This window comes from uncultured Cyclobacterium sp. (assembly GCF_963976465.1).
Lineage (GTDB): Bacteria > Bacteroidota > Bacteroidia > Cytophagales > Cyclobacteriaceae > Cyclobacterium.
This window is the reverse complement of the sequence record NZ_CAXBOC010000117.1, coordinates 1-12,100: the sequence shown is the minus strand read 5'-3', so window position 1 is coordinate 12,100 and position 12,100 is coordinate 1. Positions and strand designations below refer to the sequence as shown.

The window sequence follows — 12,100 nt, the reverse complement described above, 5'->3', positions numbered from 1 at the left end:
AGCTAAGAATGTAGTGTTTTGGTTAATTATACCTAAAAAGTTGGCAAAAGCGACCGCACACCTGGCTCCATTGCCACACATGCTTTGAGATCCATCTGCATTGTAATAACACATTTCGAAATCATAATCTGCATGGGACTGGATAAGTATAAGCCCATCAGCTCCGATTCCAAACTTTCTATGACAAAGTTGCTGAATATAAGGTATTGGATCAGGGCCAAAAGAAAATGTCCTTCCATCGATCATGATGAAATCATTGCCCGTACCCTGATACTTATAGAAGTTAATATCCATTTGATTTATAATAAGTTACCTTCCAATTTGATTGAAGAATATAGACCATAAAGATCTATCAATCCCTCCAAATGCCCACAATAATCCAACCAATGGAAGATTGAATTACAAAAATAAACAACTTGGCCGAATTTACGGGCTTATATTCAATTAACTACAGGATTTCCTGTCAAGACTGACAAAACGACTTATAAAAGGTATGGCAAGGAAAGATCAATCGCTGCTATTTCAAGAGTAAGAACTAATAAATTGCTAAAAAGAAAAAGAAGTCTCTATCATAAATTAACTTTAACCCGTCAGCTTTGTTAAATTAGTGTTGCAATTGAGCTAAATTGAAACTGAGACCTTAAAAAAATAATATGAAAATTGCCGTATTTAGTACCAAACCTTACGATCAAGAGTATTTTGAAAAATACAGCAGCAATAATGATTACTCTTTCTCCTTTTTTGAAACGGCTTTGAATAAAACCACGGCCAATTTATCTGAAGGCTTTGATGTTATCTGTGCTTTTGTCAATGATAAGGTGGACAAGGATACCATTGAAGTTCTTTCCAATAATGGAATCCGTTTGATTGCGATGAGATGTGCCGGGTTCAATAATGTTGACCTTCAATCTGCAAAGAAGCATCAGATAAAAGTGGTTAGGGTCCCGGCCTATTCACCGGAGGCTGTGGCAGAACATTCTGTTGCACTGATCATGACTTTGAATCGGAAAACCCATAAAGCATACAATAGGGTGCGGGAGGGAAATTTTTCTTTAAAAAATCTAATAGGTTTCAACCTTCATGGTAAGGTGGTAGGCGTTATTGGTACCGGGCAGATTGGAATTGCATTTTGTAAGATCATGAAAGGGTTCGGTTGCAGGCTTTTGGCCTACGATATTGCTGAATCCCAAGCCCTGCTAGATATGGGGGTCGAATATTTACCAATGGAAGAGGTTTTTCAGCAGGCTGATATAATTTCTCTGCATTGTCCATTGAACCAGTCCACCAAACATATGGTCAATAAAGGTTCATTGGAACAAATGAAGGATGGAGTAATGATCATCAATACAAGCCGTGGAGCATTAATCAATACTGCTGATGCCATAGAAGGGTTGACTAAGAAAAAAATTGGGTACTTGGGGATAGACGTTTATGAACAAGAAGAAAATTTGTTTTTCGAAGACCTTTCGGAAAGCATAATAGAAGATGATGACATCTTAAGGTTAAATAGTTTTCCTAATGTTCTTATCACCTCGCACCAAGCCTATTTTACCAAGGAGGCGATGGATCAAATAACAGTAATAACCCTGAATAATATCCGGGCATTTGAAAACAAACATCCCTTAGCAAACGAAGTCATTTGATGGTAAAACATTTCAGATACCTATCAGAGAAGGTATAGAGGCAAACATCTTGCCAATTTATGGGTTGACTTATTTAACAAAATTGATTCAAGGGTTTTCCCGATATTAATGTAAGGTGAATAAAAATATTCGATGAAAGTAGATTACGACTATATCATTGCAGGCTCAGGCTTGGCCGGGCTAAGCTTATTGTATCGCTTGTTATTGGATAAGGACCTACAAAAGAAAACCATCTTGGTGGTTGATAAGGCGAAAAAATCTGACAATGACAGAACTTGGTGTTATTGGGAAAAGGGGGATAGTATTTTTGAGAACATTGTTCGTCATAAATGGGAAACCTTACAGTTTTTTTCTCCGGAGGTTACCAAGACTTTTTCGCTAAAAAAATACAAGTACAAAATGATTCAAGCAGGTGATTTTTATCGGCTTGTCATGGAATATGCGGCTACATTTGAAAATGTTACTTTTAAGACTGAGGCTATTAAAGACATGTGTGAAAAGGATGGCCGGGCCATTCTGTTTACAGAAAATAAGCAATATACGGGAAAGTACATTTTTAATTCTACATCCTTATTTCTCCCTAAGATGAACACCCAAAATACCTTATTGCAACATTTTATGGGTTGGTTTATCAAGGTGGATTCACCTGTTTTCAATGAGAAAAATGGGACTTTAATGGATTTCAGATTGGAACAAAAGCATGGCGCTACTTTTATGTACGTATTACCTACAAGTGCCACTGAAGCCTTGGTTGAGTTTACTCTTTTTAGCGAAAGTACCTTGGAAAAGGAAGCCTACAATTTTGCCCTTAAGGACTATATTTCAAGAGAAATAGGAATCAAAAATTATGAAATTTTGCACAAGGAGTTTGGGGTGATTCCAATGTCTTTGGCCCAATTCCCAAAATTAGTCAAGGATAGTGATAAAATTGTCAATATTGGAACTGCCGGAGGTTTTACCAAAGCCAGTACCGGATATACCTTTCAGTTTGTGCAAAAAAATGTGTCCCAGATAGTGGAGCTTTTGAAATTTCAAAAAGCGCCTATTGCTGCTGACAGCTGGAATAATAAAAAATACGCTTGGTATGATAGAACCTTGTTGGATGTTTTGCTTTCAAATAAGGTGACCGGTAGGGATATTTTTGAAAGTTTGTTCCGAAAAAATTCGCCTGAGAAAATTCTATCATTTCTGGACAACGACAGTAATTTTTGGGAGGAATTTAAAATAAGGAACAGTGTCCCTTTATTGCCTTTTATGTTTTCCGGAATACGACAATTGTTATTGAAAAACAAAACGAAAGATTAAAACAAAAAAAGGCCTGTAAATTCGACATTTACAGGCCTTTTTAGAGAAACTAGGGTTTATTTGCTGACCATTTCCATTGATAGAATGGCCATAGTTACTGTTTCGTTTTCATTCAAAGCTTCTGTAACGATGTATAGATCTTGAAAATCTTCTTTTACATTATCATTGAATTTTAAGACTACTTTTTGGGTATTGGCGCCATCTTCTCCACTTTTTCTTACCACCATTTGGCCAATGACTTCTCCTTCTGATCCACCGGATCGGGCTTCAATCTGGTAACCATAATCAAAAGGTCGCTGAGCACTTACCATAAAGTTTATACCTTCCAATCCTGTAAGATCAATGTTTTGAAGCATAAAATAACCTTTGCCTAATGGAGAGGTGATGATCTGTTGACCATTTATCTCCATAGAATTATAAGCATAGGTGGCATCTAGCTCCCCTAAATTGATGTTATTGTTGCGAAGGAAAACTGTTTTCGAAGTACTAAGTGGTTTGATATTGTTTCCTCCTTTATCTGTAAAACTTGCATTAAGTAGCATCACTCCATTGTTGGCAAGTTTTTTACCCTGAAGTGGATCCAGTTGACCCTTTGCAGGAAGGCTAGGTTCCTGATCATCCTTGCCATCTAAAGAAAGAACGAAAGCAACGATTTTTCTTGCATCTCCTTCTTTCAATGTTGGATTGGCCGGCATCATGGTTTCTCCCCAGACGCCTGATCCACCTTTGATAATTTTGTTAATCAACTTGTCTACCGCTTCCGGTGAATCCGCATATTTTTTGGCTACATCGGTATATCCCGGGCCTACGGATTTACCATCAATTTGGTGACAACTTTTACATGTCAAAGACTCCATCAAACTTTTACCGGCCATGGCTTCAGACATGACTTGGTGACCTAAAGCTGCTTCTGCTTTGTCAAAACCTTCAATATAATCAGCAGAGAGGTAAAGTGAAGAAAGGTCTTCACCTACGGTAGGATCATCGGGATCATTCACTGTGACTTCATAATTTACTTTTTGGTTGGGGAAGTAAAAGCTTCCATTTCCTTCAAAGGTAACAGCTATGCTTGGAGCAATATTGCCTGCATAAACATTGATCGTATTGCTCGTGGTTGTCTCGTTTTCACTATCTTTTACCGTAACTGAAATATCATAATCTCCTTGGTTTTCATAAGTGTAGGAAATTTCCGGTGTTGTGGTCTCTTTGGTCTCCCCATTGCCTAAATCCCAAGTATAGCTTAAGGCATCATTTTCAGGATCAGTTGCTGCAACTTTTACGGTTACATCTAAAGGTAAACTACCAGAGGTTTTGTCTGCAGTAATTGATGCAATAACCGGTGACCGGTTACCTGCATTGTATTCAATTACTGAAAGGGCTGCATCTGCATTTGCACTGAACCAGCCTTTTCCATATTCAAGGAGGTAGAGTTTACCATTTGGTCCCAACTCCATGTCAATCAAAGCATTGTGCCTAACTTCCTCCATAAAAGGTTCCATTTTTAGGTAATCCCCATTTTCATCCATGGTTACTACCTTTATCCAACCCCTAATCCAGTCATAGATAAATAGTTTCCCATCATAATATTCCGGTAAACCACCTCCATTTGGAAATAAGTCTGAATAATAAACAGGGCCTGCCATGGCATTTCTCCCACCTGTCCCCACTTCAGGAAAGGCTTCTGATTCTACATATGGATAATAAATGAATGCCGGCTGAGCAGGAGGCAAATTTTTAATCCCGGTATTGTTCCTGGAGTTATTGACAGGATTTTTCGGATCAAATTCTTTACCAACTTCTCCTGTATTAAAATTAAAGGCATTGTAAGGGTAATTGTTACCTACAAAGAAAGGCCAGCCAAAATAACCTGCTTCTTTTGCCTGGTTAACTTCATCATATCCTCGGGATCCTCTTTCTCCAAACTTGTCTTCTCGCGCATCAGGACCAACTTCACCCCAGTACAAAAAGCCGGTTTTTTGATCAACTGAAATTCGGTAAGGGTTTCGATTGCCTTGCACATATATTTCAGGTCTGGTTTTTTCTGTTCCTTCAGGATAAAGGTTCCCTTCAGGAATGCTGTAAGAACCATCCTCATTTACTTTTATTCTTAGGATCTTTCCTCTCAAATCATTGGAATTTCCTGAAGATCTTGCCGCATCATATTGCTCAAAACCCGGTCTATCATCCAAAGGACCATAGCCTTGTAGGGTGTATTTTTGATCCGGTTGATTAAATGGTGTGGAATTATCCCCTGCTGAAACGTAAAGCAAACCATCTCCATCAAAAGCAATTGACCCACCTGTATGGCAGCAAATTCCTCTCTGAGAATAAAACTGTAGGATTACTTGTTCAGAATCCATGTCCCAGGTATCATTCTCAAACTTAAACCTTGAAAGTCGGTTTACAGATTCTTCAGTTGGACTATAAAAAACGTAAATCCAATGATTATTTTCGAAATCAGGATCTACTTGGATACCCATCAGTCCTTCCTCTGCATTTACCTTAGGTACATCAGTTTTCCAATATACATCTAAGTGGGCAACTTTATTTACTTCATTGCTGCCATTTTTGTAAAACATGATTTCTCCCCTTCTTTGGGAAACCAAAATATCTAAATTTGGTAAGATAGCCATTTCAGTAGGTTCTTTGAACTGGCCCATAACCAAATTTACTTTTTCAAAACGATCTGCATCGGGAACAGGTTTGCTGGTAGCATTGGCATAATTTAACTTTTTATTCTCCCCAATGGCATACTTAATCCCTTCTAAAAGGTGTTTCAAAAAGAGTTCCTCTTGATAAGCTGCTCTTGTGTGGCCTCCTCCGGTGTAAAATGCCCGCCCACCATCGTATTCATGGTACCAGGCGATAGGATGTTCGCCCATATCTGCTCCACCCTGATAACTATCTTCATCCAAAGAGATCAAAACATTCACATCCGGATTGAAATTTTTGTAGCTGTACCACTCATCTGTTCTCGTCCATGTTTCAGGAAGAAAAGAAGTGGCGCTATTGTTTTTGTCAGTGATTTTTAGCGCTCCCTCCTGCACATTGGGATGAGGGTCGTTGATTCCGGGATGATCTGAAAAATACCCGCCTACCATTTTACCATACCAATCCCATCCGTACTCGGTATCTGCAGCAGAATGGATGCCTACAAAACCACCACCTGCTTGGATGTACCGTTCAAATTCGGCCTGCTGGGCGTTATTAAGGACATCCCCCGTGGTATTGAGGAATATTACAGTACTGTATTCCTTTAAAATATCTTCGGTAAACATCTTCGCATTGGTAGTGGTGTCTACCTCAATGCTGTTTTGTTTTCCTAAATCAATAATTGCTTGATTTCCATCCGGTATGGATTCATGGTAAAATCCATTGGTTTTTGAAAAAACGAGTACTTTTGGTTCTCCGGGTCTACTGGTACAAGCTCCCAGTAGGAACATTGCAAATAAAAGGGCACAAAATCCCTTCATGACACTATTTTTGGACATAGGTTGATTTTTATTTTGCAGCAATATAACGAATATCTTTTTTTGACTAGACCATTAATAGAAATAATAAGGCTTATTGTAATGTTGACAAGAAGTTTTGTCCTTTTATGCAGCAAATTAGCTTGCCTATTGAGCAAAAAAATAATAAATAAAGAAAAAATTTAAGCAGGTGGATGAAACTTGATTCATTCCCATTGCCATTGAATGGTTGGCATAAAGATTTTGGTCCTTCTGGACCAAGCTGAACCAATATAAAAAATACACAAGCAAGGGTGAGGTAGCACCAAGAAACCAAGGAATTGCCCAGATATGATCAACCCTCAAAAAATACCAAATAAAAGCTATCCCTGCCACCAAAAACCATATTGATGCAAAATAAAACGTGCCAATTTTCCCTAACTTTAAACTTAAGGTGATGTCCCCTCTTTTGAGGTCTTCTTCATGTTGGTAAACTTGAGTAAGTGGATAAGAGCCTAATAATAGTATAGTAGTTAATAGCGAAGAAAGTAATAAGTCCGTTTTCAGGAGTAAATCTAGTCCACCAGGTTCAAAGCCAATCACACACATTAATAATGTAAAAGCCCCCTGGAAAACACCGGCAGTAAGCCAACTTATATAAGGATATTTTTTTAATCGAACAGATGGGTGGCTATAGGCCATGGAAACCAAGCCATAAAGTAACACCATCAGAAAAAAAGCTATATTGATAAATAGTGCTCCTAATAGTGCCAATGCAAAGAAGGTAAGGGAAAGGTAATATAAACCAACGCTTACTTTTTTAGGATTTTTTAATCCGCCAATACTTTTTTCATCTTTGTCATAATAGCTATTGTAGCCATTGCTTGAGGGGTAAAGGAATAAATGCAGAATAATCCCCACTGCAATGATATTATAAACTGACGCTTGGGTTGAAGAAGAAAGTCCAAACCAAAAAACAGGCATGAGGTAGTAAGAAAATGGAATTCGGAGGTGTTCCCAGCTGGACTTTTTAAACATATTGATATTGCGCGGTAACAATTCGCTTTGTCATCGGTTTTTACTTAACTTGAATTGAACAATATACTAAAGCTAAACTAAAATCAATGAAGAGCCAAATTAAGAGCATTGGGCTTGCAAGCCCTGGCCAACCTATCCGACAAGAATTGATTTGTAGTTTTATGCAAAAAGCCCACGACCTGGATGCTCAAGAAAGCAGAAAACTGGCCTATGTATACCGAAAATCAGGCATAGCTCAGCGCTACAGTGCTTTAGAGGATTTTAGATTTAGTAGTGCCGAGGATTTTCGGTTTTTTCCAAAAAATAATAGTTTGGAGCCTTTTCCTACTACCGGTTGCCGAATGGAGGTATTTAGGCAGGTAGCCCCTCAATTGGCAAAGGAGGCGATTGAAAAATGCCTGGAGAAAAGCCAGCTTGAACCAAATCAAATCACCCATTTAATCTTAATTTCCTGTACTGGAATGTATGCTCCAGGGGTAGAAATGGATATAATTGATAGCATGGGCTTTGCTAGTAACGTGGAGCGATATGCCATTCATTTTATGGGCTGTTATGCCGCTTTCAATGGGATAAAAATGGCAGACAGAATCTGTAATAGCGAGCCTTCGGCCAAGGTGTTGGTCTTGAGTGTAGAGTTGTGTACCCTCCATTTTCAGAAAGAATACAATGAGGACAATATTCTTGCCAATGCCCTTTTTGGAGATGGGGCGGCAGCCGTATTAATAGCGCAAGGTGAAAAAGGCTTACAAATTGAAGATTACGAATCTAATATTATTCCTGATGGTGCAGACGATATGGCATGGGCCATCGGCAACTTTGGATTTCAAATGAAGCTGAGTAAATACATTCCCGGACTATTAGAGAAAGGGATCAAACAGTTTTCGGAAGGTATGGAGAAAAGATTTGGTTTGTCAGGCATTAAATATTTTGCCATCCACCCCGGCGGAAAGCAAATATTGAATAAGGTAGAGGCTGCTTTCGGTATAGAAGAGCGGCAAAACAAATACGCCCACCAAGTTTTAAAAAACTTTGGGAATATGTCTTCTGTAACGATTTTGTTTGTTCTAGAAGCAATTTTAAGGGATGCCAAGATTCATGGCAAGGTATTGGCAATGGGCTTTGGACCCGGCTTGACCTTGGAAAGCTTATTAATAAGTAAATCATGAATAAATTCTTGCGAAGAAGTGAAGAGAAAGAATTGATGGATGACCTTGACTGTAATGGTTGGGTGCTAGCCCAAACCCTGAAGGAACTTAGGACAATCAATAAACTTTTGGGAGGCAATAAGGTAACTACTTCAGGGCTTAAACTACTAATGAATTCCTCCAAAAATGATTCATTTACCCTTGCAGATCTGGGTTGTGGGGGTGGGGACATGGCCATCCACATTAAAAAATGGGCCATTAAAAATAGAATTAAGTTAGAAATTCTTGGTGTGGATGCCAATCCTAATATCATAGAATTTGCTAAAGAAAGGGCAAAGGAAGAAAACTTGACCATTGATTTTGTAGAAGCAAACGTTTTTGATCCGGAATTTTTAGAGAAACCTGTGGACATTCAAACCTGTACTTTATTTACCCACCACTTTACTTCTGATGAGTTGGTGGTAATACTTAAAAACCTAAAAAGGCAAACCAAACTTGGGTTTGTAATCAACGATTTACACCGACATTTTTTGGCTTATTATTCCATTAAGTGGCTCACCAAGATTTTTTCAAAGTCTAGAATGGTAAAAAACGATGCCCCGGTTTCGGTGCTCCGGTCATTCCAAAAAGAGGATTGGGAGGATATTTTAAAAGCCTCTGGGATAGTTGATTATAAAATTACATGGCACTGGGCTTTTAGATGGCAGGTTATTTGCTGCATTTGAGCTTATTGTTTTGAATTATAAATTAAATCTTTAAAAACTATTAAAAATTATGGAATTTGATACCAATTCTTTGGAGGGGATAATCCAAAGTGCGACACCACTTGTTCTGATGGCATTAAAAAGTATTTTAATTGCTGTAATTGTTTACCTGATCGGTAAATGGGTCATTGGTTTGGCCATGAAAGCATTGACGAAACTTTTTGATAAATCGGATTTAGATAAATCTTTATCCAGCTTCTTAACCAGCTTTGTACGAGGCTTATTATATGTGTTGCTTATTTTAGCTGTCCTCGCAACCTTGGGAGTGGAGGTCACTGCATTTGTGGCAATTCTTGGTGCGGCTGGTTTGGCTGTTGGTTTAGCACTTCAAGGTTCCCTGGCTAATTTCGCAGGTGGAGTTTTAATTTTAGTATTCAAACCCTTTAAAATAGGTGATACGGTAGAGGCCCAGGGGACACTTGGTTCAGTAGAAAAAATTGATATCCTCTATACCACCATCAGGCAATTTGATAATAAGGTAGTTACAGTTCCTAATGGTAATTTAGCAAACAATAATATAACCAACTTCTCCGAAAAGCCTACGAGAAGAGTGGAGATGTCTGTCGGAGTTGCTTATGGTACAGATTTAAAGTTAACAAGAAAAATTATCCTTGATACTTTAAAGAAGGATGAAAGAATACACGCAGATCCTGCTCCTGCCGTTTATTTTACCAACTTTGGAGACAATTCATTGGATTTATCCGTAAGGTGCTGGTCTGACGCCGGAGACCTATGGCCGGTTTTTTGGGACAATATGGAAAATATTAAAGAGGCCTTAGAAGAAAATAATATTGAAGTACCGTTTCCTCAACGAGATGTGCATCATTTCTTTCCCGAAGGAAATATTGAGTTAAAAAATGTAGAAAAAAAATAAGGAAAAAATGCCGGAGTCTCAGTTACTACCAAGTTTTTGAGACTCCGGGCAAACCCTACATTAAAAAATAACCAACTATCTACAATCAATCTTCCTCACAACAAAATAAAATGCTAAAAGTAAGAAAAGGACTATAATGAGCTACATCCACTGGATTCAAAGCTCAGTATGGTACTTTTATCAGCCTTACTGCTGATTTGTAAACTTCCCTCTATCGGATTAAATGATCCTGACTCAATGCATTCCTGCATGTACTTCAAAGGTTGAACTATTTCGAAAGTGGTGGTACTGTAATTTTCAGCAGCTAGTGAGCCACTTCCTTTAAGATAGATTCTGAATCCATCCGTTTCAGTTGATAACTCTAGCTCCCTGAAATAGTTTTGATTTACAGTATATACCTGAGCATCTTCATCAATTATTTTAAAATTTTTCATCGAAGAAGAAAATTTTAATTTTCTCTCCACCGCGTCATAGCCTAAGTTCTCTAAGGTCTTTGTTCCCTGCAATTTTCTTCCGTTTACAGAAAAGTCCTCAAAGCTAATTTCAAGAAGGCTTCCTTTACTTAAAAAGTTATCAGAGTATTTAACTGTCAATGAACCTTGCTTCTCTAAACCTCCTGCACTTACACAACCCGAACCAAAATCTACACTGATTTTTCCATTTTTATCGTCTCTTGTGATCACAGTTCCAGGACAAGTCATTTCTTCAAGCAATGGCAAGAGCCTTTGCTGATTTAAGCCTTGTTGTAAAGTGGACATGATCATTAAGTCTACTTCTTCCATTAAGCCCATCATGCCCGAAATTTCATCTGAAGAAATTCCTTTGTCAACTACTGCCATGTCTTCCTCCAGATCTGACGTTACGCAAGAGGATGCTGAAACTAGCAAGGCCATTGCGAAGACGTTTAAGAAAAATTTTATCGGATTATTCATGACAATTGGATACTAAAATTTGTATACTTTATTGCTTTGTTTTCGAAATGTACTTCCGTAAAATTTTAATTACTAATAAAAAACAAACTTTTTGACTATTATAATTAACAAAGCATATATTTAGTTTTGAAAAGCAAAAAACGATATACAACTGAAGTTATTGCTTATTAAATGTTTTTAGGTTCCTTAAAAATGTATTTGAAACCATAAATGGTTTGATTTTTAGACCGATTAGGGCATAAAATCTTGATTTTAATGACTTTGTCCTGTTTGAGTAGCAGAATTATTGTTTGATACTTATTTATTTTACAAAGGTCTAAATTTGGCTAGTATTCCTCTCAAAACTTATTGTTTCCTAGCTGTTTAATTTTCATTGTGCTCATAGGTGATCACCCAATCGATAGACTAAAAATAAATGAGAACATTTGTGCTTGATTTATATTATTTTTCTGTATGATGAATCAACATGTTTTATTTAGATTAATTCCATATAGTCTTGTTTAGAATAATTCTAATTAGTACGTTTGTGGAAATATTTATCTCATGAAACATAACATTTTACTAACGATAGGAATACTATTATTTTTGTCCAACATGGCATTTGGTCAAAAAGCAAGCATTTATGGAGTGGTGACTACTTCAGACGGTCAAGCACTTGAATATGTTAACGTTGGAATTGTTGGTTTGGCTAAAGGGACCATCACTGAAAGGAATGGAGGGTTTGAGATCAGTAATATCAACCCGGGTAAATACACCGTGTTCGCCTCTTTTATAGGGGCTGAAAGGCAAGAACAAACCATTCAATTGGAGGCAGGAGATAGATTGGCCATGAAATTCTCTCTTCAGGAATCAGCATCTGATCTGGCAGAGGTTATCGTTACGGATATCGGAACCAACCGTTTGTATGCCGACAGTGTGTTTACCGTAGCAAAATTGCCATTAACAGACTT

At 37.8% G+C, this 12,100-nt stretch carries 9 protein-coding genes and 1 pseudogene; 6 read left to right on the top strand and 4 right to left on the bottom strand.

Annotated features, from left to right (window positions below; translation table 11 throughout):
* Window positions 1-294 (bottom strand): annotated as a pseudogene (locus AAC037_RS08690) (diaminopimelate epimerase); the annotation flags it as partial.
* A 359-nt stretch (window positions 295-653) separates the two neighbouring features.
* Here AAC037_RS08690 and AAC037_RS08685 point away from each other — a divergent pair.
* The gene (locus tag AAC037_RS08685; protein ID WP_339902615.1) at window positions 654-1,643 is read left to right on the top strand and encodes a 2-hydroxyacid dehydrogenase; all 990 of its coding nucleotides are present in this window, start codon (window positions 654-656) and stop codon (window positions 1,641-1,643) included.
* Between the two features lie 132 nt (window positions 1,644-1,775).
* Window positions 1,776-2,948 (top strand): lycopene cyclase family protein, encoded by a 1,173-nt coding sequence (locus tag AAC037_RS08680; RefSeq protein ID WP_339902614.1) that lies wholly within the window; start codon window positions 1,776-1,778, stop codon window positions 2,946-2,948.
* A gap of 56 nt (window positions 2,949-3,004) precedes the next feature.
* Here AAC037_RS08680 and AAC037_RS08675 read toward each other — a convergent pair whose 3' ends face one another.
* Together AAC037_RS08675 and AAC037_RS08670 are read right to left on the bottom strand one after the other, a co-directional pair.
* Window positions 3,005-6,439: a ThuA domain-containing protein gene (locus tag AAC037_RS08675; protein ID WP_339902613.1), complete on the bottom strand. Its 3,435-nt coding sequence runs from the start codon at window positions 6,437-6,439 to the stop codon at window positions 3,005-3,007.
* A 126-nt stretch (window positions 6,440-6,565) separates the two neighbouring features.
* A complete protein-coding gene (locus AAC037_RS08670; protein WP_339902612.1) occupies window positions 6,566-7,456 on the bottom strand; it encodes a UbiA family prenyltransferase in 891 nt (296 codons plus the stop codon).
* Window positions 7,457-7,488: 32 nt separating this feature from the next.
* Here AAC037_RS08670 and AAC037_RS08665 point away from each other — a divergent pair, with 32 nt between their 5' ends.
* The 3 genes from AAC037_RS08665 to AAC037_RS08655 are packed head-to-tail and all read left to right on the top strand — an operon-like array spanning window position 7,489 to window position 10,218.
* Window positions 7,489-8,601 carry a type III polyketide synthase gene (locus AAC037_RS08665; protein WP_339902616.1) on the top strand — a complete coding sequence of 371 codons (1,113 nt, stop codon included), beginning with the start codon at window positions 7,489-7,491 and terminating at the stop codon, window positions 8,599-8,601.
* On the top strand, window positions 8,598-9,305 hold the full coding sequence (locus tag AAC037_RS08660) for a methyltransferase domain-containing protein (protein ID WP_339902611.1): 708 nt from the start codon (window positions 8,598-8,600) through the stop codon (window positions 9,303-9,305). Before AAC037_RS08665 ends, AAC037_RS08660 begins: the two co-directional genes overlap by 4 nt.
* Window positions 9,306-9,354: 49 nt before the next feature.
* Window positions 9,355-10,218, top strand: coding sequence for a mechanosensitive ion channel family protein (locus tag AAC037_RS08655; protein WP_339902610.1), 864 nt, complete (start codon window positions 9,355-9,357; stop codon window positions 10,216-10,218).
* Window positions 10,219-10,349: 131 nt separating this feature from the next.
* On the opposite strand, the gene AAC037_RS08650 is transcribed toward AAC037_RS08655, so the two are convergent.
* Window positions 10,350-11,111: a hypothetical protein gene (locus tag AAC037_RS08650; protein WP_339902609.1), complete on the bottom strand. Its 762-nt coding sequence runs from the start codon at window positions 11,109-11,111 to the stop codon at window positions 10,350-10,352.
* Window positions 11,112-11,693: 582 nt separating this feature from the next.
* Here AAC037_RS08650 and AAC037_RS08645 point away from each other — a divergent pair.
* Window positions 11,694-12,100, top strand: a 407-nt coding sequence (locus AAC037_RS08645; RefSeq protein WP_339902608.1) for a carboxypeptidase-like regulatory domain-containing protein, incomplete at its 3' end; no start/stop codon positions are given.

What these genes read in the sequence shown, in the direction of transcription:
- AAC037_RS08685 (WP_339902615.1), top strand. Translation starts at nt 654, where the DNA reads ATGAAAATTGCCGTATTTAGTACCAAACCTTACGATCAAGAGTATTTT.
- AAC037_RS08680 (WP_339902614.1), top strand. Translation starts at nt 1,776, where the DNA reads ATGAAAGTAGATTACGACTATATCATTGCAGGCTCAGGCTTGGCCGGG.
- AAC037_RS08675 (WP_339902613.1), bottom strand. Translation starts at nt 6,439, where the DNA reads ATGTCCAAAAATAGTGTCATGAAGGGATTTTGTGCCCTTTTATTTGCA.
- AAC037_RS08660 (WP_339902611.1), top strand. Translation starts at nt 8,598, where the DNA reads ATGAATAAATTCTTGCGAAGAAGTGAAGAGAAAGAATTGATGGATGAC.
- AAC037_RS08655 (WP_339902610.1), top strand. Translation starts at nt 9,355, where the DNA reads ATGGAATTTGATACCAATTCTTTGGAGGGGATAATCCAAAGTGCGACA.
- AAC037_RS08650 (WP_339902609.1), bottom strand. Translation starts at nt 11,111, where the DNA reads ATGGCCTTGCTAGTTTCAGCATCCTCTTGCGTAACGTCAGATCTGGAG.